The organism is Citrobacter sp. Ce119 (assembly GCF_030334525.1).
GTDB lineage: Bacteria > Pseudomonadota > Gammaproteobacteria > Enterobacterales > Enterobacteriaceae > Citrobacter > Citrobacter europaeus.
The window spans coordinates 62984-88613 of sequence record NZ_JAOWDR010000037.1 but is presented as its reverse complement, the minus strand read 5'-3'; the positions used below and the strand labels follow the sequence as shown (position 1 = coordinate 88613).

General features: G+C 45.3%; 20 protein-coding genes, 1 tRNA gene and 1 pseudogene. 17 read left to right on the top strand and 5 right to left on the bottom strand.

Features of this window, described 5'->3' with window-relative positions:
- Positions 1–57 precede the first annotated feature (57 nt).
- Positions 58–459 carry a sigma factor-binding protein Crl gene (crl, locus tag OGV80_RS03165; protein ID WP_016151866.1) on the top strand — a complete coding sequence of 134 codons (402 nt, stop codon included), beginning with the start codon at positions 58–60 and terminating at the stop codon, positions 457–459.
- A gap of 57 nt (positions 460–516) precedes the next feature.
- Here crl and phoE read toward each other — a convergent pair whose 3' ends face one another.
- Positions 517–1572, bottom strand: a complete 1056-nt coding sequence (gene phoE / locus OGV80_RS03160; RefSeq protein WP_042310379.1) for a phosphoporin PhoE — start codon at positions 1570–1572, stop codon at positions 517–519.
- Between the two features lie 289 nt (positions 1573–1861).
- Between phoE and proB the strand changes: the two genes are divergently transcribed.
- From proB to OGV80_RS03090, 14 genes are all read left to right on the top strand, one after another.
- Positions 1862–2965, top strand: a complete 1104-nt coding sequence (proB, locus tag OGV80_RS03155; protein ID WP_003031373.1) for a glutamate 5-kinase — start codon at positions 1862–1864, stop codon at positions 2963–2965.
- Between the two features lie 11 nt (positions 2966–2976).
- Entirely contained in the window at positions 2977–4227 is a 1251-nt protein-coding gene (gene proA / locus OGV80_RS03150) for a glutamate-5-semialdehyde dehydrogenase (protein ID WP_286513663.1), read from the top strand.
- Positions 4228–4509: 282 nt separating this feature from the next.
- Positions 4510–5229: a Crp/Fnr family transcriptional regulator gene (locus tag OGV80_RS03145; RefSeq protein WP_286513661.1), complete on the top strand. Its 720-nt coding sequence runs from the start codon at positions 4510–4512 to the stop codon at positions 5227–5229.
- Positions 5230–5825: 596 nt separating this feature from the next.
- Positions 5826–6413 (top strand): common pilus major fimbrillin subunit EcpA, encoded by a 588-nt coding sequence (ecpA, locus tag OGV80_RS03140; protein ID WP_003031365.1) that lies wholly within the window; start codon positions 5826–5828, stop codon positions 6411–6413.
- Positions 6414–6465: 52 nt separating this feature from the next.
- Positions 6466–7143, top strand: coding sequence for an EcpB family pilus assembly chaperone (locus tag OGV80_RS03135; RefSeq protein WP_286513659.1), 678 nt, complete (start codon positions 6466–6468; stop codon positions 7141–7143).
- A 58-nt stretch (positions 7144–7201) separates the two neighbouring features.
- A complete protein-coding gene (locus OGV80_RS03130) occupies positions 7202–9694 on the top strand; it encodes a CS1-pili formation C-terminal domain-containing protein (protein ID WP_043017848.1) in 2493 nt (830 codons plus the stop codon).
- A 4-nt stretch (positions 9695–9698) separates the two neighbouring features.
- On the top strand, positions 9699–11315 hold the full coding sequence (locus OGV80_RS03125) for a fimbrial adhesin EcpD family protein (protein ID WP_043015293.1): 1617 nt from the start codon (positions 9699–9701) through the stop codon (positions 11313–11315).
- A complete protein-coding gene (locus OGV80_RS03120) occupies positions 11312–12007 on the top strand; it encodes a fimbrial biogenesis chaperone (RefSeq protein ID WP_043015294.1) in 696 nt (231 codons plus the stop codon). Before OGV80_RS03125 ends, OGV80_RS03120 begins: the two co-directional genes overlap by 4 nt.
- Before the next feature lie 144 nt (positions 12008–12151).
- Entirely contained in the window at positions 12152–12883 is a 732-nt protein-coding gene (locus OGV80_RS03115; protein WP_286513656.1) for a winged helix-turn-helix domain-containing protein, read from the top strand.
- On the top strand, positions 12858–13331 hold the full coding sequence (locus tag OGV80_RS03110; RefSeq protein WP_047413239.1) for a FidL-like protein: 474 nt from the start codon (positions 12858–12860) through the stop codon (positions 13329–13331). The genes OGV80_RS03115 and OGV80_RS03110 overlap by 26 nt, the downstream gene beginning before the upstream one ends.
- A 341-nt stretch (positions 13332–13672) precedes the next feature.
- Positions 13673–15121 (top strand): EAL domain-containing protein, encoded by a 1449-nt coding sequence (locus OGV80_RS03105; RefSeq protein ID WP_043015297.1) that lies wholly within the window; start codon positions 13673–13675, stop codon positions 15119–15121.
- 192 nt (positions 15122–15313) lie between these two features.
- Positions 15314–15778, top strand: coding sequence for a methyltransferase family protein (locus tag OGV80_RS03100; RefSeq protein ID WP_043015298.1), 465 nt, complete (start codon positions 15314–15316; stop codon positions 15776–15778).
- A gap of 165 nt (positions 15779–15943) precedes the next feature.
- Positions 15944–16019: transfer RNA gene (locus OGV80_RS03095), tRNA-Thr, on the top strand.
- A 391-nt stretch (positions 16020–16410) separates the two neighbouring features.
- Positions 16411–16914, top strand: coding sequence for an ATP-binding protein (locus tag OGV80_RS03090; protein ID WP_043015299.1), 504 nt, complete (start codon positions 16411–16413; stop codon positions 16912–16914).
- A gap of 296 nt (positions 16915–17210) precedes the next feature.
- On the opposite strand, the gene OGV80_RS03085 is transcribed toward OGV80_RS03090, so the two are convergent.
- The 4 genes and pseudogenes from OGV80_RS03085 to OGV80_RS03070 all read right to left on the bottom strand — a co-directional run bounded on the left by OGV80_RS03085 (position 17211) and on the right by OGV80_RS03070 (position 22578).
- Positions 17211–18605: a glycerophosphodiester phosphodiesterase family protein gene (locus OGV80_RS03085; RefSeq protein WP_286513653.1), complete on the bottom strand. Its 1395-nt coding sequence runs from the start codon at positions 18603–18605 to the stop codon at positions 17211–17213.
- 22 nt (positions 18606–18627) lie between these two features.
- Positions 18628–20007, bottom strand: coding sequence for a glycerol-3-phosphate transporter (gene glpT, locus OGV80_RS03080; protein ID WP_286513651.1), 1380 nt, complete (start codon positions 20005–20007; stop codon positions 18628–18630).
- A gap of 1075 nt (positions 20008–21082) precedes the next feature.
- A pseudogene (locus OGV80_RS03075) lies at positions 21083–21350 on the bottom strand (VOC family protein); the annotation flags it as partial.
- Positions 21351–21582: 232 nt separating this feature from the next.
- Positions 21583–22578 carry a LacI family DNA-binding transcriptional regulator gene (locus OGV80_RS03070; RefSeq protein WP_043015302.1) on the bottom strand — a complete coding sequence of 332 codons (996 nt, stop codon included), beginning with the start codon at positions 22576–22578 and terminating at the stop codon, positions 21583–21585.
- 264 nt (positions 22579–22842) lie between these two features.
- Here OGV80_RS03070 and OGV80_RS03065 point away from each other — a divergent pair, with 264 nt between their 5' ends.
- Complete coding sequence (locus tag OGV80_RS03065) at positions 22843–24081, top strand: MFS transporter (protein WP_043015303.1); 1239 nt, start codon at positions 22843–22845, stop codon at positions 24079–24081.
- A 19-nt stretch (positions 24082–24100) separates the two neighbouring features.
- Complete coding sequence (locus tag OGV80_RS03060; RefSeq protein ID WP_075145104.1) at positions 24101–25537, top strand: glycoside hydrolase family 32 protein; 1437 nt, start codon at positions 24101–24103, stop codon at positions 25535–25537.
- Positions 25538–25630 lie beyond the last annotated feature (93 nt).

The following is a 25630-nucleotide window of genomic DNA, read 5'->3' as shown; positions in this document are numbered from 1 at the left end:
AAGTTTGCTAAATTTTATCGATTTGGTAAAACAGGTGCTTCACCTAAGGAGATCGTAATGACGTTACCGAGTGGGCATCCGAAAAGTAGATTGATCAAGAAATTCACCGCGCTTGGCCCGTACATCCGGGAAGGGCAGTGCGAAGATAATCGGTTTTTTTTCGATTGTCTGGCTGTTTGCGTCAATGTGAAACCCGCCCCTGAAAAACGCGAGTTTTGGGGCTGGTGGATGGAACTGGAGGCGCAGGAAAAACGCTTCACCTACAGCTACCAGTTTGGCTTGTTTGATAAAGACGGGAACTGGACGGCGGTGCCGGTGAAAGAGACTGAAGTGGTAGAGCGACTGGAATACACCTTACGTGAATTTCATGAAAAATTACGTGGGTTGTTAACCTCGCTGAATCTGGCGCTGGAGCCTGCTGACGATTTTAACGATGAGCCGGTTAAATTAACGGCGTAATGAACAGTAAAATGCCGGATGGCGGCGCAACCCCATCCGGCATTTTTTTATGCTATATCAGAACTGGTAGACCATACCGACAGCGACGATATCATCATCGTTGATGCCCAGCTTATTATCGCTATCGAGCTGGTTGATTTTATAGTCGACAAACGCGGACATATTTTTGTTGAAATAGTATGTTGCGCCCACGTCGATATAATTCACCAGATCCTCATTACCTACGCCTTCAATATCTTTACCTTTTGACAGCACATAACCCAGTGACGGACGCAGACCAAAGTCAAACTGGTACTGAACAACCGCTTCGAAGTTCTGTGTTTTATTGGCGAAGCCGCCGGAAATCGGCGTCATATTGCGTGTTTCAGAATAGAACGTCGCAATATAAATATCATTGGCATCATATTTTAAGCCGGTTGCCCAGGCTTCTGCTTTATCGCCTGTACCACGAGTTTGCAGATTCTGCTGGTTGGTACGATCGGAGTTGGTATAAGCGCCGCTGACCGCGAAATCGCTGCCGCCAAAGTCATAGGTAACGGAGGTACCAAAACCGTCGCCGTTCTGTTTTTTCACATCGCGATCCTGGTTTTTACCCTGATACTGCAGGGTCAGATCCAGTCCATCCACGACGCCGAAGAAGTCGGTGTTACGGTAAGTCGCCAGGCCGCTGGCGCGTTTGGTCATAAAGTTATCGGTCTGCGCAGATGAATCGCCACCGAATTCCGGGAACATATCGGTCCACGCTTCCACGTCGTACAGCGCGCCGAGGTTACGACCGTAATCAAACGAGCCAAGATTTTTTAATTTCAGACCGGCGAAGGCCAGGCGAGTTTTTTGCTGGTTAGAGTCGCTTTCGGCTTTATTGCCGGCGAACTCTGCTTCCCAGCGACCATAACCCGTCAGTTCATCATTAATTTGCGTTTCGCCCTTAAAGCCTAAACGGATATAGCTTTGGTCGCCGTCCTTGCTGTCATAATCCGTCATGTAATGCATGGCTTTTACTTTACCGTACAGGTCCAGTTTATTACCGTTCTTGTTATACACTTCCGCTGCCTGTACGGATGCCGACGCAACAATACCCATCACCACTAATGCCAGAGTGCTCTTTTTCATTTTCATTCCTGATTAAAAGTACGCGCTAATATTCACTGGGTGTGATCCCCGTTAAAAGACAGGAAGGTTTTTAACGTCTGGCAATGAACGTTTTATGACAAAGTAAGAATATTTTTAAAAAAGGATGTTTTTTTGTTTCTGTAATAAATGCGTCAAAATCTGCCGTTACGCTTGCTGATCCTGCGCAATAAAATTTCATGCTTTGTGCGCTGGTTGTTGGCAACCGGGGCCAGTCCTGCTAAAACGTTCGTTTGATATCATTTTCCCCAATTTTGAATGGCAGAGAATCATGAGTGACAGCCAGACGCTGGTGGTAAAACTTGGCACCAGTGTGTTAACGGGCGGATCGCGCCGCCTGAACCGCGCCCATATCGTAGAGCTGGTTCGCCAGTGCGCACAGCTCCATGCCGCAGGGCATCGTATTGTTATCGTTACCTCGGGCGCGATTGCCGCCGGACGTGAGCATCTTGGTTATCCTGAGCTCCCGGCAACGATAGCCTCGAAACAGCTGTTGGCGGCGGTAGGGCAGAGCCGACTGATTCAACTGTGGGAACAGCTTTTCTCGATTTACGGTATTCATATCGGCCAGATGCTACTGACGCGTGCGGATATGGAAGACAGAGAGCGCTTCCTCAATGCCCGCGATACGCTACGTGCGCTGCTGGATAACAACATTGTTCCTGTCATTAATGAGAATGACGCCGTAGCGACCGCCGAGATTAAAGTCGGTGATAACGACAACCTATCTGCGCTGGCGGCGATTCTGGCCGGGGCCGATAAGCTGCTGCTGCTGACCGATCAGCAAGGGCTGTTCACCGCCGATCCACGCACCAACCCGCAGGCTGAGCTGATCAAAGACGTGCACGGTATTGATGATGCGCTGCGCGCCATTGCCGGAGATAGCGTTTCGGGTCTGGGAACCGGTGGCATGGGAACAAAACTGCAGGCTGCCGATGTCGCGTGCCGCGCCGGGATCGACACCATTATTGCCGCTGGCAGCAAGCCTGGCGTTATTGGCGATGTGATGGAAGGCGTTTCTGTCGGGACGCGTTTTCATGCTCAGGCCTCTCCGCTGGAAAACCGTAAACGCTGGATCTTCGGCGCACCGCCTGCCGGGGAAATTACCGTCGATGAGGGCGCGACCGCAGCGATTCTGGAACGCGGTAGCTCATTACTGCCAAAAGGCATTAAAAGCGTGACAGGCAACTTCTCTCGTGGTGAAGTGATCCGTATCTGTAATCTCGAAGGGCGCGATATTGCCCACGGTGTTACACGCTATAACAGCGATGCGCTGCGCCGTATTGCCGGACATCACTCACAACAGATCGACACCATCCTGGGCTACGAATACGGTCCGGTTGCTGTCCATCGCGACGATATGATCACCCGTTAAGGAACAGGCATATGCTGGAACAAATGGGCATTGCTGCCAAAGCTGCGTCATACAAGCTGGCGCTGCTCTCCAGCCGCGAAAAAAATCGCGTGCTGGAAAAAATAGCCGATGAGCTGGAAGCGCAAATGGAAAGTATCCTTAGCGCTAACAAGCAGGATGTAGAACAGGCGCGTGAAAATGGTCTGAGCGAAGCGATGCTCGACCGCCTGGCGCTGACCCCTGCGCGCCTGACAGCGATTGCTGACGATGTGCGTCAGGTCTGTAATCTCGCCGACCCGGTCGGGCAGGTGATTGACGGTGGTCTGCTGGATAGCGGCCTGCGCCTTGAACGTCGTCGCGTTCCGCTGGGTGTGATTGGCGTGATTTATGAAGCGCGCCCAAACGTCACCGTTGATGTTGCTTCCCTGTGCCTGAAAACCGGTAATGCGGCAATTCTGCGCGGTGGGAAAGAGACGTACCGGACCAACGCCGCGACCGTGGCGGTGATCCAAAAGGCGCTGGAAGCCTGCGGTTTACCCGCAGCAGCGGTGCAGTCGATAGATAATCCGGACCGCGCGCTGGTCGCTGAAATGCTGCGTATGGACAAGTACATCGATATGCTGATCCCACGCGGTGGCGCGGGCCTGCATAAGCTGTGTCGTGAGCAGTCGACCATCCCAGTCATCACCGGCGGCATTGGCGTATGCCATATTTATGTTGATGATTCTGCTGAGATAGCCCCGGCGTTAAAGATTATCGTTAATGCCAAAACTCAGCGTCCAAGCACCTGTAACACCGTAGAAACTCTGCTGGTGCATCAGGGTATCGCTGAGCGTTTCCTGCCTGCATTAAGCCAAAAGATGGCGGATAGCGGTGTTACGCTGCACGGTGACGAAATCGTGATGCAGGTACTGTGTGGCCCGGCCAAACTGGTGCCGCTGAAACCGGAAGAGCTGGATAACGAGTTTCTGTCTCTGGATCTGAACGTAGTGGTGGTCGAAAATATGGATGGCGCAATCGCCCATATTCGCGAACACGGCACCCAGCACTCGGATGCTATCCTGACGCGCACGCTCAGCAACGCCAACCGTTTCGTGAATGAAGTGGACTCTTCTGCCGTGTACGTGAACGCTTCTACTCGTTTTACCGATGGCGGTCAGTTCGGACTGGGGGCGGAAGTGGCAGTTAGCACGCAAAAACTGCACGCGCGTGGCCCAATGGGGCTGGAAGCACTGACCACATATAAGTGGATTGGCTTCGGTGACGACACGATCCGGGCGTAATTGAAAACGGGCGATGCCATAATAGTGCTCTTAATTTTAAAGCTATTAAGGCATCTCCCGCTTAATTCTAAACTTCACTTCGCTGCCGCATTTATTTTTCTATCCTACGTTTTAACATCATCCGCATCAGTCTGTTTTTGACCTACGCTCTCACCGGAGCCCGAAAGGCGACGTATCACAGAATTTTCCCTGCCAGCATGAATTTTCCTGGTCTGCCGTTCACGTATTGTTCCTATGGTTCGATCTATTAGAATCAGTCTCATTTTTATGAGGAGTTGTTGCGTGAAATCGGATATTCACAAACATCGTATTCCTGTTGTGCCGCTCGGCAACCCGTTTCCCCCCCGCCATTGTTCGCTGTGTCCAAAGGGAGCGGCAATTGATCGTGATAATCAACACCGATTAATAGACAAAAGAAGAAGGTTTAAAGCAGGGGAGATACTCGCCCGGCAGGATGAAGCCGCAAACATGCTTTTTGTTATTCACGAGGGATACTGCAAGTCCAGCGTGGAATGCGGTGATAACGATTTTATCAGTCGCTTTTATGTTCCGGGAGATATCATGGCGCTGGATGCTGTCGAAGGGGGGAAGTACCTGACAACGATTAAGGCGGCAACGGCTGCGGAGGTATGTCATATCGATATTGCGCGGTTGTTCAAAGTAGCAGAAAAGGATCCGTCGGTTGCTGCCGCAGTCATCAAGTTTCTCTGCAGGGACAATGGATTCATTGTTGAAAAACTGCGGCGCTATGCGAATAAACAGGCTGAGGCCAGGATCGCTGCTTTTCTGGTGGAGTTTTACGAGATGCATGTACGTATTGGCAGGCCAGAAACGACGCTTCACTTGCCATTCTCCCGGGAGGAAATTGCCAGTTATCTCGACCTTAAAATTGAAACCGTTAGCCGGTCATTTAAATCTCTCGAACAACAAAATTTGATTACCCTACATCGGGTGCGAACGGTAACACTTAATAGTTATTTGGGATTAAAAGGTTTCAGCTAAATCTCTCCTGGTTGAACGTTATATAACTCTTGATATTCCAGGAATATTCTTTTTATATGGAAAATTCCTGGTTTTATTTTTGTGAAATAATTATCAATTCGAATACTAATCCTCCAGCTTAATGATTATTTTATAAGAATATTCCCCCTCATATGGATATTTCATGAGAATTTTCTTGTGAAGTTAAAAATTTAGCATAATTGCAACAAATAATAAGCATTATAGAGAAAATATGGAGGCGTTAATTATCTTTATGTTTTGTAAGGGTTTTGCTTAGGTGCTATTTGTATGATCTTTTTGATATTTATCAAAAACATAAAAAAGATGAATTGTTTGGTATTGCTTATTTGTGTGGGTGATAATTCTGAAACAAGGCGTATTTCAAGTAATTCCGTCTTAGGAAACTTCTTAGATAAATTTTTTTGTGGGAAAATTCTTAGTTTTTTGTAATTTTTGCGTTTCAGGGTTTGTTGAGATGTTACTTAATTCAAATGATAATTTTTTGGCGCGGCAATTCTGGCTCGCAATTAATGGAACCGCTGGAGTGACTTAAAAATAAGACTCGGTGGTGAGTTTGTTCTTAGGAGAAGATAAAAATGAAAAAATTATTATTAGTAACCTCTCTGGCTTCTGTATTTGTTGCAGCAAATGCAATGGCAGACGTTACTGCTTCTGCAACTGCCTCGTGGGACGCGACGGCAACAAAAGATACCACCAGTATGTTGGTTGTCACCCCGCTGAACTCTTTGACTTTCCAGTATGCTGAAGGTCTGAAAGCCTTCAACTCTCAGGACGGTGCTTTTGATGTGACTATTCAGGGTCAGGAAACGGCAACTGATTTTGAGCTGACTGCTCAGATCATTAGTAACACGCTGACCAACGCCAGTGGCGATGCGTCTACCCTGAACGTAGGGGTGGCATGGAATGGCACCGCGCTGACTAACTCATCAGATACTGTCCTGGTTAACTCCAGCTCGACTTCTGGTCTTGAAAGCCTGATGGCTGATGGCGCTTATAACGGTGCTGCTCGTGTCAGCGATCAATCCAACTTCAAATTCACCATCGCGTCAGCGACTTCTGATGGTAGCCAGGCAGTAACGGATTACTCTGCTCTGCCAGACGGCTATTGGACTGGAGATGTAAAAGTACAGTTTAATGCAACCTGGACGACTCCGTCTGCCTAAGTAATAAAAATTCGGGAGAATTTTTTCTCCCGAATTTATCAGGAATGGCGTCATGAAAAAATATTTACCGACAGCGATGTTGGTAGGGTTAGTAGTATCTTTTCCCGGATTGGCAATTAATGTGGGTGAAATCACATCGATAATGACTTCTGCTGAGAGTTCATTATCGAAAGAAATTACTAATACAACTGATGCAGCGCGTTATGTCAGTGTTTCGGTAAAACAATTGTCATCACCTTTGGCGGGGGGAGTCGAAATAAAACCTGTCAATTCCGGAGAGTTACTTTCTACACCTGCCAATCTTATTCTTCCTGGTCAGGCAAAGGATGTTTTTCGCTTCTTTTATAAAGGACCTGCAGATGATCTCGAACGTTATTATCGTCTGCAATGGATAGATGAGCCGGTCACCGAGAGCGCGGAAACTCGGGCGAATAAAATGGCGGTTGCAACAGCGTCGGCTGAAATTGGCACTATTCTGGTGGTCGCGCCGCGAAAAGAGCGTTTTGAATATAGCCGAAATGGCGATGTTATTGCCAATACTGGCAATGTTTCGTTTCGTGTGATCGCCTATGGCGCATGTAAGGATAAGGCTCGCGATCAGGGACGAGGTTGTCGCGAACGTTATTACATTATGCCAGGTACGAAAATAAAATTACAGTTTACCGACATCAGCAATAGCCGTTCACGCATTGGTATTTGGCACGGTAAGCAGTTTATTACAGTGAAGTGATGGTCGATTGCAGCCATCTGTACGGGATAAATAAAAATACCGGAATGTAAGGATGCATATGACAACAACAAATATTGTCGGCGGTAGCATTTGTTTTTTTCTTGCGCTGACACCAGGATTTTCACATGCAGCCCCAGTAAAAGTGGGTAATTACGTTATTCCCAGCGCTTTCGCCCGTTCACTGGAGCAGGGAATGACGGTGCCGGTATATATTCGTTACAACGAGACTGACGAGAAAAGTCAGCAAAAAATTGCCGATGCGGTGATTTCACTTGTTGATGGCAATATTACAGTTAAAGCCCTGACTCTTGCTGAATTGCCTAATAATGCCGTGTTATCTGGAAAAACTCGTGCGTTGGTAGAAAAAATTCGTGATGTGAAATTTCACGATAACACCAATATCGAGCTATCGGACAATGCACGCCTGCAGCTCAACGTTTCTTCATTTCACCTGGAGATGATTGTCAGCAAAGATGCGTTAACTGAGGCGATTGTCGCACGCAGCAGCCTGCTTGGACCTTCCAGCGTGGAGTCTCTCTCTAACGTCCTGAACTATAACTTTGGTACCTACTACAACGATTATCATAATGGCAGCAGTACCCGCAGCTATCTGACGGTGGACAATACTACATCGCTGCGCGAGCACCATATCAACATTAACGGTTCGTTTTACGGCATCGGCGACAGCAACGGCACCAGTAAACTCTATCGTGCGATGTATGAGCGTGATTATGACGGTTATCGACTGGCGCTTGGGATGCTCGACACCTGGAATGTCCAGTCTATTGCCAGCCTGAATGCGCTGAATGGCGGGAAAATTTACGGTGTGAGCTACGGAAACAAAGGAAGTACGGTTGTTGAGAATACCGCGCTTTCACTCACGCCGATTACCGTATTTTTGCCAGCCGCTGGCGAGGTTCATGTCTTCCGTGATGGGCGTTTGCTCAGCGTCCAGAACTTTAATATGGGCAGTTATGAAATTGATACCAGTCGTTTTCCGTATGGAGTTTATGACGTCACGGTAGATATCGTGGTCAATGGCCGGACAATTAATAGTCGTATCAGCAGGGTTAATAAAATCTTTGCCCGCCAACAAGCTGCCGGGATTGATCAGCTCTCGTGGCAACTGTTTGGTGGCTCACTGGATTATGACCGTGTGAGTTATAAGCGAAATCATTATCAGGATTTGGGCAGCGAGCAGACCTGGATTGCCGGGGGGGCCGCATCGGTGACGCTGGCAATATTGTCGGGGCTGGGCCTGAAGTCCACGCTCTACGGTTTTGACAACAATGCGGTTAATGAAACGGATGTCACGCTCAATGTGAATGAATACGTAAGCATTGGCAATCAGACGCTGGTGGCGAACGATTCGTCATGGCGAAATATCAGTAACATCAACCTTAATGTACCTGAGGGATACGGTTCCCTTTGGGCATCTCGTGAAGACAGTAAAATTGGCGATCGTCTGCCCATGCAGGAGCGTGATAATTATTCCATTGGCGGGACTCTTAACCTCGGAAAGTTTATTCCTCATGGCGGCTCGCTCACCGTGAGTCAGACGGAGAATCGCTACTCGGGAAATAAATATCGTAATCTGGACTACAGCACGACCCTTTATTCAGGCAGGTATGCCACGGTTGGGTTGCGTGCAGGTATTCAGCGTTATTACTACAACAACCGGAATGACGATGGGCGGCAGGAACGTTATGTCAGTCTGGATTTATCGTTGCCGTTGGCATCCTGGTTGAGTATGGGCGTCTCCCGCGATCGCTATGGCAGTACTCAGGGTAATCTCAGCGCGCGCAAGCAGTATGCTGAGGGCCCGATTAAATCGGTCGGATTGTCGGCATCAACGCGTCTGAGTGGCGAACAGTATTACGACAATAATTATTCGGTAAACGGCAATTTGAGTTATGACACGAAATATAACGCCGGCACCGTATCGGTAACGCGTTCTGCTGACAACTCCACCAATATGAACTTCTCTTCCCAGGGTTCTCTGGCGTGGGCAGGTAAAGATTTCGGCCTGAGTAAAGAGCGACAGCGGTCTGGCATCATTGTGAAAACAGATTTGACCGGCGAGGGGAAACTGGCTGCGAAGATTAATAACCGCAATTATCTTCTCAGCGGTAAATCAAATTTCATTGCACTGCCGCCCTATGCTCAGTACAAGCTGGAAATCCTTAATGATAAAAACTCTGAGGACAGCTTCGATATTGTTTCAGGACGCAAACAGGAGCTGACGCTATATCCGGGTAACGTGGGTGTTATCAACCCTGAAGTGAAAAGCATGGTCACCGTATTCGGGCGCATTCGTTATCCCGATGGACAGTTGGCTACAAATACCGATATCCATAACCACATCGGTAAAACGCGTACGGATGAAAAGGGTGAGTTTGCTATCGATATCGATAAAAAGTATCCGGTCATCACGTTAATTTCAGCCAATGGCAGTATATGCGAAGCCGATCTTGATTTGGAAAAAGCACGCGGCGCAGCGTGGGTTGGTGATGTGAAATGTGCAACGCAAACCACGATGGCGCAGAGGTAATAAAATGAAAGTATTAATTAAATTAGCTACTGTAATCTGTGCCGTAGGGAGTTTTTCACCTGTACCTGCTTTGGCGTTGAATGCAATCTCTTCCGGCTCAGTCAGTAATAACTATTTGTTTATCGAAAATGCCATTGATAGTGAATACTTTATTACCCCATCGGCACTTGATCCGCGTTTCAGCGGGTCAAACACGTGGATAAAATACGGTACCTCTCAGGTGAGTCTCGGGTATTTAGGTTTTGTCGGCTGGACTGCGCCTGGAAATTATTATCAGGACATGTGGATTGATAACTCCCCGATTAACGGGCCTTTCCGGGGAATCCGTTGTTATAGTGGCACCCAGTGCCCATCAACCGGGTTTATTGCCGGATTGGGCACTGACAAAAACGGTTTTTATCATGCGCAGGTCGGCTCTGTCGCAGGCGTTATTGGTGGCGCCTACGGATTCGCTTCCCTGACCGATACTGCTTATGAGTACTTCCGCAATGTGCCTACCGGTAGCAGCGAAACCTATGTGTTCAACCGCTGTTATACTTCTGTAAATTATGATTATTCTTCCGGGCAACGGTGCAAAGACCAATCGACAGGATCATGGAATTACGTCAATTACACGTTAACTAAACGCGGTCATCTGTCACTTGTCTCGACTAACGCATTTCAGGAGCTTTGGGTTGCCAGCGATGGTACGCCGAGCATCACCAAAGACTCTGGTTATTGCGAACTTGGCGTGGTGGGCGGTACTGACGGTGTGATTTGCAAAATGGTGAGTTATAACTTGCAACAAACGGCCAATCTGACCGGCTCCTTGACGTTTCGCGCTTTTGTCGACACGGCGATGCTTGGTTTTACGCCTGGAGCGGCCACCGTGAGATACTCCGGGAATGGTTCAAACTGGTATAACTATGGTACTTCAACGGCTTATTACAACGTTTTTACCACCTCTGGAGAATACATTTATATTTTTCTGTCAAAAGCATTTTTGAAGAAGCTTGTTGATTCAGGGATCAGCATTACTAACAGTCAGCCGTTTACCTTCGGCTTTTATAATGGCTTAACACCAGAGTCAGGACACTACCAGTTTACCCCTTCGCTACAGCTCAATATTGTGCCGAAGGAGTATGGGATCAGTATCGTCTCTTCGGACAACACAGCTTCTGCGAGCGGTAGTGGCACGATTGGCAATGCCGCTCCTATAGAAATGGATTACACCGTAACCGTCTCAGGCCCCCGTCAGGCCGACAGTATTACCGCGCAAGTTATTGGGGAAAGTACGACGATAAACAGCGTCCCTTATTGTCTGTTTACGTCTGCGCAAGGCGGGCTGTCCGTCCCAATTCCCGCTTTTCTGCAGTACAACAGTCAGTCGGGGGGCGTGGTGCAAAAACGAAATAGCTGCAGTGAAGCGGCAGTCAGTATGAGAGATGCGCAGTGGCAACAGACGCCCTGGGACGCAAATAACAATGACGATGGAAGCTATTATGCTACTGATTTGAAGTTGCTTTTCCCAATGAATGATTCACGTTCGATGTTAACCGTTTCCGGCGCTGACTGGGAAGGTGTCGTCAGCGCCAGTGGAGAGATAAAAGTCACGGCGAATTGGGTGGGAGTGACGCCATGAACCGCCGCCGTCTGGCGCTTAGATGGGTATTTATTCTACTTTCCGGTCTGACAGCATTCTCTACACAGGCAGTCTACCTGGAGTCGACCATTTATGAGATGCCATCGGATAAATCATTTATCAGTAAACGAATCTATAACGATAGTCAGAAACAGAATTTATACAGTATCGGCGCAGTAAAAATTGATAAGCCGGGACCGGGAGGTGAAAACAGAAGTGCTATTGCTGAAGGCGAACTTCTGTTTACTCCGCTGAATTTTTCACTGGCTCCGCAGGCGAGTGAGTTTTTTAAGATTTTCTACCGTGGGCCGCAGGATGATAAAGAACGCTATTACCGAATTCTGTTTCGCGAAATGCCGATCACGCTGTTTACCGAACGTAATCAAGGGAAAGGCGGGCAGGCTCTCCCGGTGATCGCTATGGACACCATATTGGTTGTTCGCCCGAGAAACATAAATCTGGCTTACACCATTGATGAGGCTAACGGAACACTGAAAAACACCGGGAATACTTTTTTTAAAATCATCGTACACCAGGGGTGCAACTCAACCGATGATGAAGCCACCATGCGTTATGTGTTGCCGGGTGAAACCTGGCGTAGTAGTGAGCTGAAAACAAAAAACCGAAAGTTTATCGTAGCGTTGCAGAAATACATCCCAGTAGGCCAGGGGTGCTTCAAACTCAATCAATAGTAAGCATTGAGTCTGATCCGATATGTCATGGTTAGATATCGAACCTATACTGTAACTATCTTTATACAATGCAGTAATCAGCTCGGCACAGATGAAACTTTGGTCATTTGTACTCCATGTCACGGTATTTAAGAGTCAGGTAGTATGAAAAGTATAATTAATGATCAGGTTGAGTACGATTCCACCAGAAAAAGCCTGAAACATCGCGAAACTACAATAATCCTTTCGGCATCTACAGCGAGATTACTTGAGCTATTCATTGCCCATAAAAATCAACAACTCCACCGTGAGTTTATCATTGAAGAAGTATGGAAAAAGCATGGTATGGCCCCATCGGGTCATAGCCTTAATAAAAGTATCAGTATATTGCGAAAAGCATTTAGTGAGTTGGGGGCAGAAAATCCCATTGAAACGTTGCCCCGGCAGGGATTTTTGTTCCATGCTTCGGTCAATGATGAACAGTCATCTTTCAGTGGAGATGTACCTGTTCGTTCGGTAACAGAAACGGTGAACTCACCCGCAGCACCGAAACGCAAAAACATTCTTCTATTTATTTTATTGTTTGCCTTTCTTGGGAGCGCGGTTTTGATATTGCCAACTCTTAACTCAGGTACCACGAATTTTATCTATATTAGGGCAATAGGTGATTGTGAACTTTATACAGCCGATGACAATAATGCTTATAAAACGAAAGCGTTTTTATCTTCTGATATGTGGAGAAAATTAAACGCGACCTGTCATGATGGCAAGAAAACAATAGTTTTTTATGATGACAATAATTTATCGGCAGGTAATGATCTTAAAGAGAATTTTTTGGGGATCTGTACGCTGGATAAAGGAGGGGCTGCCCGTGAATGCGAAAATTATATTTATTAGCGGGGCGATCTTTCTTGCTGTGATAACAGCATACTTTTTTTATCGCCATCAAGAACCTGAGACGCTGACCTGCTCTGCCAAGAATTACCTTCATCTGCAGGCGCAAACTCAGGGCGTAAAAATTGAAGGTGAAGTTCTGTTGGTTTTTCGTATTTCATCTGCTACCGAAGGGCGGGTATCCCAGGTAGGGAGCCTTAATATTCAGGGTAAGCACTATGCCGTAGATCGTAATGTTGTCCTGAATTTTATTGGCAAAGACCGCGACGGATATGTGCAGACTCGTCGCTTGGCTATTGTCAAAAATAAAAACGATAATGTTCCCGATGAAATTACCGAACTGCTTATGTCTCAACAGGATATTTTCTATTATAAGGTCATCCGTATCGCCGGGAATGTCTATGCGATAAGAGATCTGCGACGTACGCTCATGGTTTGTCGGGCAGCATGAATCGAGGTAATATGTTAGTATTTTGATTTTGGTAGTTGTATGTTTTGCTGTTAATAGTATTTGTGGTCTTTTGTTTTGTCTTGTGGTGAAAATGAGTAAAAGGATTTGTACTGGTGAAAATTAGGAATTTTCCTTTTTCGATATTTAAAATGGATTTACCATTTAATGGGAATACGCATATGGATAATTGTGATTATAAACTCTGAAACTACGTGATATGACTTATGGATAAAGTTAATTCACGAACCGCCTTATAATTGCTGGAGACTGAAGGTGTTGTATATTCTCTCGTGTATATAACGAGGGACCTGCTATGCCATAAATTTAAGTTGGTGGTAACTATGAATACGAAAAAGGTTTTTCTGCTCAGTTATGATATTTTTCTTTTCTCGGGAATAAAAGCGTGGCTGCCTAATCTGGTACTGGTTGATGCGCGATCATTTATTTCTGGTACCCAGTCAGTTATTCCACGATACCCGTCCTGTTTGCTGGTGATCGATAACCGGTTACCATTGCTACTGGTCAGAAAATGGTTTCAGAGAAATAGCACGCAGTTTATCAACATAAACTGTATTGTTCTTCGGATGAATGAAACTCGTTCTGTTAATCGAGGATATGAGGAGTATGCATTCATTAATGGAAGAGAATTATCTGATCAATTGATTTCTCAGCTCAGAGCCAATTTAATGGCACCCAATGAGGTTGTGGAGGTCACTAAAGGTTCGACGATGTTTACTTTTCATTTGACTGAATTTGAAGAGGAAATGTTGTATGCATCATTCACAAAAGAAAAATTGCACGATTTTTGTATTGCTAACTCACTAACAACTAAGTCAGTGTATCGATATCGGGAAAGGATAACCGCTCGACTGGGATTTTCTCATTTTAATGAAACCATCATTTTTTTAACCAGGAATAATTTATTGCATGAAGGTTACCCGACAAACAATCATTCTGGTGAGAATGTAATTTACGGCGATGCATATGATGTCTCAGATTCTGGCCGACTGAGTATGGCAATAAGGAATGAAGAAATCATTCCTTATTTTCAGCCCATCGTAAATATCAGTGGGGATGTCTGTGGTGTTGAGGTTTTAGCTCGATGGCCACAGGGCCATAATTATGCGATTTCTCAGCGTGAGTTTATACCTCTGGCTGAAAAAAGTGGCTTAATGAATGAGTTAACGAGCTATTTAATGACCACCGTTGCGCGTAATCTGGTCGACGGAAGCGAGGGTATAAATAAAACGCTATTCGTCTCCTTTAATGTCAGTCCATCAGGTTTAAGTAATCCCGTTTTTTATTGGGAATGCCTTAATTTTATGGAGATAACGCAAAGGCTACCGATAAAATTAATGATTGAAATAACCGAAAATCAGACTCTCACTATCACTCCAGCCATCAAAGAGCTGATACGATCGTTGCGAAACCGAGGGGTTCTGTTTGCTTTAGATGATTTTGGGACTGGATACGCTAACCTCTGCTATCTCAATGAGTTAGATCTGGATGTTATCAAAATTGATAAAACGTTCATCAAGGCTATTAAAGAAGCTGAGCAACATATCCCTATGCTCGAGTCAATCATTCATCTTTCCGGGCTCCTGGGATTACGCATGGTGGCGGAAGGCGTTGAATACGGCTATCAGCAGCAATGGTTGGGGAAAAATAATGTGGATTACCTGCAGGGCTATCAATTTTTACCGCCAGTGATGTTTGATGATTTTATGCGTTTTTACAAGCAGTCTGTAGGGCTGTTTGAATCAGCGTCGGATTCAACTTTTTCAGCGTAAACCTGTCGGGAACATCAGGGGCGGATGCCTCTGATGCCGGTATTTTTGCAGAGGTTGGTACTACAGATCCTGCCTGTCTGGTGAAGGCGAAAGCCTGTTGTGAATGAAGCATCGTTTGTTTATGTGTCTTTTACAGGGTATGTATAGCGGTATCAGCGTTAATCAAACCGCTTCCGAGGTTAGTCCATAGCCATGCGTCATTTCCTGCAAAAATTAAGAGTCTGGTTTCCGCCGCCATTCATCTTAGTACTTTTCCTCGTTGCCGATGCGTTGACGGCGAGCCCACGTTTCACATTTGGCGCGGTAAATATCGTGATAAGCGCATTACTGGCCAGCGTCAGTTTGTGGATGATACTGCATACCGCATGGCAGATGCGGATGAAACGTACGACCCTGAACCCGCTTCATGCAAATAAATCGACCACGCTGGTTACCGGCGGATGTTACGCCTGGAGTCGCAACCCGATCTACCTTGGTATGAGCGGGCTCCAGCTTGCCTTTGCTCTGTTCGTCGGCAGCCCGGCTGGCGTAGTGGCTGTACCGCTGTTTATGCTGGCGGTTGCCAAATTGCATATTGATTTTGAAGAGGAACAATTGCGAAAACACTTCGGGCTGGAATGGGATCGCTTTGAGCGGCAGGTTCGCCGCTGGCTATAGTCTTACCCGACCGGGTACAAGCATTCCTGTCACGACACGATTCGTGCGTTATTGAAACCGGATGATGCAAAATTAGGCGTTTGATTCACAAGGCCATTGACGCATCGCCCGGTTAGTTTTAACCTTCTACCCCGTGCTCACATTCGTGGACATGTCCTTTTCAGGGCCGATATAGCTCAGTTGGTAGAGCAGCGCATTCGTAATGCGAAGGTCGTAGGTTCGACTCCTATTATCGGCACCATTTCACATTTCTCCCTGGTTTACCGAAATCAACGTAAAGTCCGTATACTGCGGTTTCTGGCCCGTGTCTTATCTCCTGTTATCAACTGGACTCACCGGAATCAAGTCACCGTTGGGGGCATAAGTGGGGGCATTCTGTGTTCGGTTTAGGGAGATACCCCCAATGAAGGTTAATGCGTGACAGGTAGACGTTGTTAAACCCTGAGATAGGCCTATAAGCTCGCAGATAATGCTGGTTTGTATTTGGAGGTCGTTCTTTCTATTCTCGATAAGTGCACTGGTTTAGGTTATGGTAATAGTTTATGAGCGCTAAAATTGACTTTGAGTGCAAATCGGAGGAAATTTCGATTGTGAATAATTATACTTAATAACCAATTTTAAAAGAGGAGAAAATGAAAAAGGTTATTATTATCAATGGTGCGATGGGGGTTGGTAAGACGACAGTTTCAAGAGCTTTATGTGAAATCTTACCCTCTAATGTTTTTTTAGATGGTGACTGGTGTTGGGATAGCCACCCCTTTATAGTCAATGATGAAACGATTGAGTTGGTTAAAAAAAACATAACAACATTACTTAATAATTTTATTGGTTGTTCCGCCTATCAGTTCGTCGTTTTTTGTTGGGTACTGCACGACAAGCTACTGTTAAATGATATTTGTAGCAAGATAGATAAAGAATCATGCAATATACATATTTATACTCTTACTTGTTCTGAAACGGAGCTGCTGAAGAGATTAAATAAAGATATATCTTGTGGTGTTCGTAAAATCGATATTATACCGCGAGCACTTTCTCGGCTAAAGTCGTGTAACTTATTGGAAACGCAGAAAGTTGATGTCGAGGGCCAAACTGCAGAACAGGTAGCCGCTTCACTCAAAAAAATGATTATGAAATAATATGACAGGACCGCATTGTTGAAAATAACGTTGAGAACATGTCATCGCTGTAGACAATTGCTCTCAATTTTCATGATGTTACACAGACGACCCAACGCCACCTTCTTAAAATACGCGCAAGCCAGACGCAGAATATTGATACTGCTGCGCAGCTCGTAGTTTTTTCCCGCTCTGGCATCTTTCGAATGCTCACGTTCATTGGTGTTTAGTCAGCCTGCCAGTCCCATTTCTCAATGAGTTTAATTTCCAGGATTCCCCCGACAAAGCCGGGGGTTACCAAATTTAATTATCAATTATCATAATTTAGTTAAGTTTGAATCCTCCGTTGAGGACAAGGGTTTTATCGCTCCCTCAAATATACCACGCGCATCTATAGCTGTCCCAGTATAATCAGTAAACACCCCATCGATACCAGCCTCATAAAAGTCAAGAAGTTCATTAATAGGTTGGTTATGGTAAATACCTGCCAAATACTGTTTTTCATTCCTGAAAGTAAATGAATGTACTAATAATCCTAATCTATGTGCATTAGCAATTACTTCATTAGGCTTAACTGAGTTCACTAACTTTATATCATTGCGATTACCTGTTTTTTTTGTGTTGAGAAATGTCATGACTTCCATTTTCCATGGCCCAATCATATCAGCATATGTAGCAATTTCTTTTAATCCTGCGGGTGTAAACATACTTCCAAAATAATCAGGGTTTCCTTCAATAGTCCAGCTGTATGGACGACCAGAGACAAACGTAAGATAGTTATTTGTATTATAAATAACTTTCCCTGTGTAATAATCTACATTATTTCCATCCATTAACTGAATAACCCTGGTCTTTAGCCCTTTAGACCTTAAATATTTTAGGCTTTGTGGATCAAAACTTTGTACTATAATTGGAGATTCTTTTGAGTTTAAGTTGTTTTTTTCAATGACTTTCAAGATAGAATCTTCGAATGGATGTGAACCTAATGTCCCGCATCCATTTGCGATAGCCTGACCATTATTCCAGATCGGGTTTTTTGATTCAGGGTAAATACCAATTGTACGTCCTGTACGCTTTGTTTCTTCCTTGGCTATATCAATAACTTCCTGGAAAGTTAAAATTGGGAATTTACCATTTAAAGAAGATGGTCTATCAGTAGCAGCATCAAATGATGTACCACCTATCCAATCTTTTAATTCTTTAAGCGTAAAGTCACTAACAGCCCAATCATTAGTATGATCTTCACCGTCTACAATTAACGCTTTTAAGCGTGATTTATAATCGTTAGGATCAACTAAATCAGTCAAGTATTTATCCGGACCATGATCTTTAACTTCACGCTGCCATTTTATGTCTACATAACGTCCTGGAGTGGTTCTTTTCCTTTTAGCAACCTCTGGATTAGTTTTAGCAACTTCCTCAATATTTGTATTATCCTTCATCCAGGGATTATGACGTGCAATTAATTGACAATCCTTTGTCATGTGCAAATCAAGTTCAAGGTAATCAGCACCGTTTGTTGCTGCTGACTCATAAGAAGGTCGTGTCTCTTCTGGCATTATACCAGGATAACCACGATGTCCTATAACTAAAATATTATGACCGATTTTTGTCTTATTAAATGCGATATCATCTTTAGTAGTAACCTCTTGTGCCAATAGCATTTTAGGTAACAATGCCATCATTAAAATGCTTAAAATTTCCTTTTTCATAAATATTATGCCTTATATATTGTTAAATGCCTTTTGGTGCCAATAATTCGGCTTCTTTTTTTTGAATTTCTAAATGATGCCTTTTCTCAATCAGCATGGTCCACGCAAGTAAAATGATTGCAATGATACAACCTATTATCATTGTTAAAAAACCGCCATTCCAACCAAAATGGTCAACCATTATACCAACTATAGCGTTTGCAGCAGTAGAACCCCCTAAATAACCGAACAGGCCTGTAAACCCTGCCGCGGTACCTGCAGCTTTCTTAGGAACAAGTTCTAACGCATGTAAACCAATCAACATTACAGGCCCATAAATTAAAAAACCTTCTGCTGTAATACACGCAACATCTATTCCATAATGGCCTGGAGGATTAAGCCAGTAAATAATAGTACAGATAAGTACTAAAATCATAAATACTACTCCAGCAGCTCCCCTATTTGTTTTAAAGATTTTATCTGATACCCAACCACAAATTATAGTGCCCGGGATGCCTGCATATTCAAAGTATGCATAGGCCAGAGATGATTGCGTTACCGTAAAATGTTTAACTTCCTGTAAGTAGGCGGGTGACCAGTTTAGTATTCCATACCGCATCAGATAAACGAAAATATTTGCCAGTGCAATCAACCATAATGCTTTATTTTTCAGAACATAAGTGACGAAAATCTCCCTGGCACTGAACTCTTCCTCATCTCTTTTAGCATCGTAATCTTCAGGGTATTCGTTTTTCCATTCCTCTACCGAAGGCAATCCACAGGACTGCGGGGTATCACGTACCAGTGTGAAAGCAATAATTGACAATACAATGGCCGCAAATGCGGGAAGGTAAATAGCAGATCGCCAATCTTTTAACCACCACATACCTAAAATAAATAGCAGAGAAGGTACGGCACCACCAACATTATGTGCACAGTTCCACACAGCGACAATTCGTCCTCGCTCCTTCTTCGTCCACCAGTGAACCATAACTCGTCCACAGGGCGGCCATCCCATTCCCTGCAGCCAGCCATTAATAAACAGCAAAATAAACATAACTGTCACGCTTGACATGGCCCAAGGGACAAATCCCATAAATAACATGACAAGCCCGGACAACAGCAACCCGAAAGGAAGGAATATTCTGGCATTGGCCCGGTCAGAAATGTTGCCCATAAAAAATTTCGACAGTCCGTATGCTATCCCTACCGCAGATAGCGCAATTCCCACATCGGCATGCGAAAATCCCTGCTGAATAAGATGTGGCTCAGCCAATGCAAAATTATTGCGTACGAAGTAATAACCAGCATAACCAAGAAAGATACCAATAAACAGTTGAAAGCGCATTTGTTTATATTCGCCATCAATTTTCTTATCGGGGATTTTTTCTTTGTGCCTAGGTGGTTCAAATAATTTCCACATAATTGATGCTCCATCAAAAAATCACTGATTTCTCTAACGACTCCCAATTGACACCATAGTCTTGTAATAATGCGTAATGCTCAGAAAAATGATTTGCCTTGTCTCAAGACGATAGAATGCATGACAGGAAAAGCAATTCATTCATATCCAGAAACATAAAGTTCCTGGGTAAGAAATATTCCCCTGCCATAGATTAGAAGTCGAGACTTAATACTGCAGGTAGACCTTATAGCATGCAATATGTGCTATGTTGTGACCACATTCACATTACATTATTAATTTCGAAATTAACTACAAAAATAAATTAAGTCCTGGTGTGAATTTAATCAGTTAAATCAATCAATTAAATCATAACTTGATGTCAATACTCTAATTCGGAATTTCAATATTTAAATGTATGTACAATTTTCACCGTGATACAAAATGTAATATCAAAAGTGAAATAATTTATTTCGACTGTAAGTTGTGTAAGTACCTATATCTGTGTTCATTGGAGTTGCTTGATTTAGGATGGGGAGATCATTAACGTTGAACTTTTCCCTGTGCAGGTTGTTGCCTTTGTGATCCGCCACAGACAGAATTTGTTATGTAATGTTGTCGGCTCTGGGCTGTTCAATGACAACGATTGCGCAGTACCAGATTATTAGTGAAACGCCTGCTCTTTGCCATATATGGGATTACCCTAATAAAGGTAAACTGCCTTCTGAAAATAGAGCCCGCAGGCATCTCAGTTCTATGCAATTCACATAACTTACTCGTCTTTTGACCGACAACGTTCATCTTACAACTGTGAGTATCGTTACCTTTGTCATGTAACGATTACCACGTTTCACCCCTCGTGTCGTATTCATGTCTTTTCATCTTAGGGGAAGGATTTAATCCGCTGTTTGGTTCTAAGTTTTTTGAACATGTCTTGCGTGCAGTCGTAGAGCAGCAACTTTTTATAAGGGATCACCTGGGCTGAAATAGTGATCTCGTTAAGTATCCCCGTAGACAGAACTGCTGAGTAATGCATCCGTCCGGGTACTGCCGCATAATAGATAGACGCGAGCTTATTGCCATCCGGATCACATACTTAGGTACTACTGTAGTAGCCCTGACCATACTGCGGGCCCATGCCCCGGCGCGCCTTCATCTTTGTTGCCCAGGCTTAGTGCGAGTAGGTACAACTGCTTAGTATGCTAGACGGAATGCGCTTTCAGCGCCACCAACGTGCCGTTACCAGCTCTGGTAGGTTGTCAATCAAAGGGGCAGCTGATGCACAGGCCAACGGAGTGGTTGCCGTTGAACGTTCCTCACGGCACACCTTCTTCATTACGCCTGGCCTGCGGTTGCCCAAGTAGTTTTATTCTGATTAATAAACATACAATTGATGGCGAGAGGACTTAGGGGGGGAACGATTTTTGAGCACTGGTGAAATCAAGACTCGAATTCAACTCAATCGCTATGGCAACGGCCCGATATCAGGAAAGAGGAACATAAAGATGAGTTTCAGGTCATAATCATAGCCTGCGCCAGCAGTACCTGATGGTTATCCCGTCATAATGACGTAAATGGGGGAACCTGTCGGCATGTTCAAAATGATTCTCGTTGTAGCCAGGGGCTGTCGACCAGAATTTTCTCCCGGTGGCTGTCGCCATTGATAATGTGCAACGTACTTAACCGACCAATCTCATAATGTGGTAACTGGACTGTGGATAGCGGCGGTAAGAATAAATTTCCAATCCCGACGAGGTTATCGTATCCCAGAACGGCAATGTCCTGTGGGATGCGGATCCCCTGTGTTAACAGGGTCTGATATACCATAAATGCGATACGGTCATTACCACAAATTACCGAATCAAATTGTGGGATGCCCTGAACTATATATCTCAGCAAAATGTCCGGAATATCACGATAGTGTTCATCTCCATATTGCATATAGCAGTGATTGAGCGTGTCAGGATTAATATTGGCTTCACGGCAGGCACGATCAAGCCCCCGACGGCGGCGTCGTGTTGCTAAATGGTTGACCGGTAAATGCAAGCAAAGAGGGCGACAGTACCCCGCTGATAATAGCGCCTTTACTGCCGTATACTGCCCTTGTTCATCATTGGGAATATAGCTGGCAACTGGTTCTCCTTTATTCTCACAGTTGGCCAGTACGCAAGGATGCTTCAGCAGCCTGGAAGGAACGTTCACCTCACGTAATCCCATCGTGGTGAAAATGATCCCTCCGGGTCGGTGTGCGAGTAGTAGATCAACAATATCGTCAGGATTGTCATCAGCAAACATGTTAACCACGAAGCTATTCCAGCCGTACGCGCGTGCGGTTTCCTCGATAGACAACGTAATGTCCACTGAAAAAGGGGTTGTGACAGTATCCAACGCGAGCACGCCAATCGTTTTATTCCTGGAACCGACACGACGAACCTGGCGGGCAGAGAGGTCCGGTACATAATTGAGCTGTAATATAGCCTCCTGTACCCTGGACAGGGTTTCTGGCTTCACACGTTTCGGATCGTTCAGCACCCGAGATACGGTCATTAGCGATACATTGGCCAGTCTGGCCACATCTTTTAGAGATGCCATAGTCTTCCGTAAAAATACTAACTACCCAATCCAGATTTTGTACCCAATCCATCTATTAACGGGTTGTGAACAAAGACAAATACCTATTCTAGGCATCGAACCATGAAGAATTGCAAGCGACGATAAAAAATGTGAGCTTGATCCTAACATAATAATGTTAACGTTAACTTTTGTGATTAACATCGATTATCGCGCCAAAATCAAGTGTACCTGCAAAATGTTAACGTTACCATCCTGACATGTCATTTCCCTGAGATTACGTAAATGAAAAAAAGACCTTCTCGCAGCTATCTGCTGCTCAGCGCGCTGTTGTTCTTTTTCTTTGTGACCTGGTCCTCATCAAGTTCACTCCTCTCTATTTGGCTGCATCAGGAAGTGGGACTAAAGGCGTCGGAAACCGGAATTATCTTTTCCGTGCTATCCGTCTCCGCGCTGTTTGCTCAGGTTTGTTATGGCTTTATTCAGGACCGACTAGGCTTACGCAAACATCTGTTATGGTGCATCACCACATTACTCATTCTCTCCGGTCCCGCTTATTTGCTGTTTAGCTATTTACTGAGTATCAACATTTTGCTTGGGAGCGTATTCGGCGGTTTGTTTATCGGGCTGACATTTAACGGCGGTATTGGCGTTCTGGAGTCCTACACCGAGCGTGTTGCGCGTCAGAGTACCTTTGAGTTTGGTCGGGCACGCATGTGGGGGTCTCTGGGCTGGGCTGTGGCTACGTTTTTTGCCGGGCTACTGTTTAACATTAACCCTGACCTTAACTTCCTGGTGGCTTCTTGCTCTGGGATAATTTTCTTCTGTCTGCTGGCCCGCTTAAAAGTCGCGGCTCCGGCAAGCATGGAAAAACTCGAAATCGGTGCTAAAAAAGTCTCTCTGGAAGATGCTCTAAATCTCCTTACTCTTCCACGTTTCTGGGCGTTGATATTCTTCGTGGTCGGCACCTGCATTTACGGCGTATACGATCAGCAATTCCCTGTCTATTTCTCTTCACAGTTCCCGTCATTAAGAGAAGGGAATGAAATGTTTGGCTATTTAAACTCTTTCCAGGTTTTTCTGGAGGCCGCTGGCATGTTTTGCGCCCCCTGGTTGGTTAACCGTATTGGCGCTAAAAATGGCTTGATATTCGCAGGAATGGTGATGGCGATGCGTATGATCGCTTCCGGGCTGGTGGAAGGGCCACTGCTTATTTCCATTACAAAATTACTTCACGCTGTCGAACTGCCGATATTGTTAGTCGCCATTTTTAAATACAACAGTCTGAATTTTGACAAGCGTCTGTCCTCCACGATTTATCTGGTTGGATTCGCCTGCACCAGTTCAATTATTGGCACCGTACTGTCCCCACTGGCAGGCTTTAGCTATGAAAAATTTGGCTTCGCCCAATCCTATCTAATCATGGGAATTATGGTGTTTTGCACCACGTTTATTTCCATTTTCCTTTTGCGCTCAAATAAGTCCTCATCTGAGCCATCCTTTTTGCAGCAAAACGTTGCGTAATGTACTGAGAGTAAAGACGATGACATCCTTGTTAGAACAGACCGAACAGACGCTTGAAAAAGCACAAGCCGATATTAATCCGCGTTGGTATCCGCGGTATCACCTCGCTGCTCGCGCAGGCTGGATGAACGATCCTAACGGCCTGGTATGGTTTGATGGGTGGTATCATGCGTTTTATCAACATCACCCTTATTCTCCTGAATGGGGACCAATGCACTGGGGGCATGCTCGCAGCAAAGATTTGGTGCACTGGGAACATATGCCAGTCGCGCTGGCGCCGGAAGGTCCAGCAGATGTGGACGGCTGTTTCTCCGGCTCCGCTGTGGTGGATGGCGATACGCTGGCGCTGATTTATACCGGACATAAATTTCACGGTTCGCCAGACACAGACGACAATCTCTACCAGGTGCAGTGCCTGGCAACCAGTCGTGACGGTATCCATTTTGAGCGACATGGTATGGTCATTGATACACCGTCAGGGCTGCATCATTTTCGCGATCCGAAGGTATGGCGCGAAGGTGAGCGCTGGTACATGGTGGTCGGTTCCCGTGTGGAGAATACGGGGCAGGTTCGTCTGTATAGTTCATCCGATCTCCGTAAATGGCAAGACGAAGGGATATTTGCCGAGGCTGATGAAGGAATGGGATATATGTGGGAATGCCCTGATTTCTTTACTCTGGAAGGGAAGCGGGTGCTGATGTTTTCTCCGCAGGGGATCGCGGCGGAAGGTTATCGCAATCGCAACCTTTTTCAGAGCGGTTATTTACTTGGTGAATGGCAGCAAGGTCAACCATTCACCCATGATGGGCAATTTATTGAGCTGGACCACGGTCATGACTTTTATGCTCCGCAAAGCTTTCTGACTCCGGATAATCGTCGCATTGTTATCGGTTGGTTGGATATGTGGGAATCGCCGATGCCTGAGCAGCAGGACGGCTGGGCCGGAATGTTGTCTCTACCGCGTGAACTGAGCCTTGGTGATGACTATCGGGTGAGGATGAAACCCGCTGACGAAGTCACCGCGCTGCGTGGCAGCTATTATCCAACACCCGCGTGTTGCCTGCGTAATCAGAAAGTCCTTATTACGGCTGATGCCGAAGCGGTCGAGGTACAACTGGTATGGGATCTGAACGCCTCTACGGCTGAACAGTTTGGTATGGCATTAGGGGATGGACTAAGAATTTACGCCGATAATCAAGCCCAGCGTCTGATAGTGGAGCGTCGCTATCCAGAATATTCGCTGGTAGGAACTCGCAGTATTCCGTTGCCAGCAGACGGTTTACTGACATTACGTATATTTATCGACCGCTCATCAGTAGAGGTATTTGTTAATGATGGTGATGCGTGCTTAAGTAGCCGAATATATCCTCACCCGGCCCAGCGCGATCTTTCACTGTTTGCGAATCATGGTGTTGCCACATTACAGCAAGCCGGATACTGGTCTTTAGATAAATAATATAGTCCCGATTCGCTTTACCTCTTACATTGTGAGCTTTTATTTGTGCCAGTCTTTGGCTGGCATATTTTGCCTAAAATAATGAGATAACGA

Coding starts and splice junctions, on each gene's coding strand:
- OGV80_RS03125 (WP_043015293.1), top strand. CDS start 9,699: ATGAAAGTATTAATTAAATTAGCTACTGTAATCTGTGCCGTAGGGAGT.
- OGV80_RS03070 (WP_043015302.1), bottom strand. CDS start 22,578: ATGGCATCTCTAAAAGATGTGGCCAGACTGGCCAATGTATCGCTAATG.
- glpT (WP_286513651.1), bottom strand. CDS start 20,007: ATGTGGAAATTATTTGAACCACCTAGGCACAAAGAAAAAATCCCCGAT.
- OGV80_RS03130 (WP_043017848.1), top strand. CDS start 7,202: ATGACAACAACAAATATTGTCGGCGGTAGCATTTGTTTTTTTCTTGCG.
- proB (WP_003031373.1), top strand. CDS start 1,862: ATGAGTGACAGCCAGACGCTGGTGGTAAAACTTGGCACCAGTGTGTTA.
- OGV80_RS03135 (WP_286513659.1), top strand. CDS start 6,466: ATGAAAAAATATTTACCGACAGCGATGTTGGTAGGGTTAGTAGTATCT.
- OGV80_RS03105 (WP_043015297.1), top strand. CDS start 13,673: ATGAATACGAAAAAGGTTTTTCTGCTCAGTTATGATATTTTTCTTTTC.
- OGV80_RS03085 (WP_286513653.1), bottom strand. CDS start 18,605: ATGAAAAAGGAAATTTTAAGCATTTTAATGATGGCATTGTTACCTAAA.
- crl (WP_016151866.1), top strand. CDS start 58: ATGACGTTACCGAGTGGGCATCCGAAAAGTAGATTGATCAAGAAATTC.
- OGV80_RS03060 (WP_075145104.1), top strand. CDS start 24,101: ATGACATCCTTGTTAGAACAGACCGAACAGACGCTTGAAAAAGCACAA.
- OGV80_RS03090 (WP_043015299.1), top strand. CDS start 16,411: ATGAAAAAGGTTATTATTATCAATGGTGCGATGGGGGTTGGTAAGACG.
- ecpA (WP_003031365.1), top strand. CDS start 5,826: ATGAAAAAATTATTATTAGTAACCTCTCTGGCTTCTGTATTTGTTGCA.
- OGV80_RS03115 (WP_286513656.1), top strand. CDS start 12,152: ATGAAAAGTATAATTAATGATCAGGTTGAGTACGATTCCACCAGAAAA.
- OGV80_RS03065 (WP_043015303.1), top strand. CDS start 22,843: ATGAAAAAAAGACCTTCTCGCAGCTATCTGCTGCTCAGCGCGCTGTTG.
- OGV80_RS03100 (WP_043015298.1), top strand. CDS start 15,314: ATGCGTCATTTCCTGCAAAAATTAAGAGTCTGGTTTCCGCCGCCATTC.
- proA (WP_286513663.1), top strand. CDS start 2,977: ATGCTGGAACAAATGGGCATTGCTGCCAAAGCTGCGTCATACAAGCTG.
- phoE (WP_042310379.1), bottom strand. CDS start 1,572: ATGAAAAAGAGCACTCTGGCATTAGTGGTGATGGGTATTGTTGCGTCG.
- OGV80_RS03120 (WP_043015294.1), top strand. CDS start 11,312: ATGAACCGCCGCCGTCTGGCGCTTAGATGGGTATTTATTCTACTTTCC.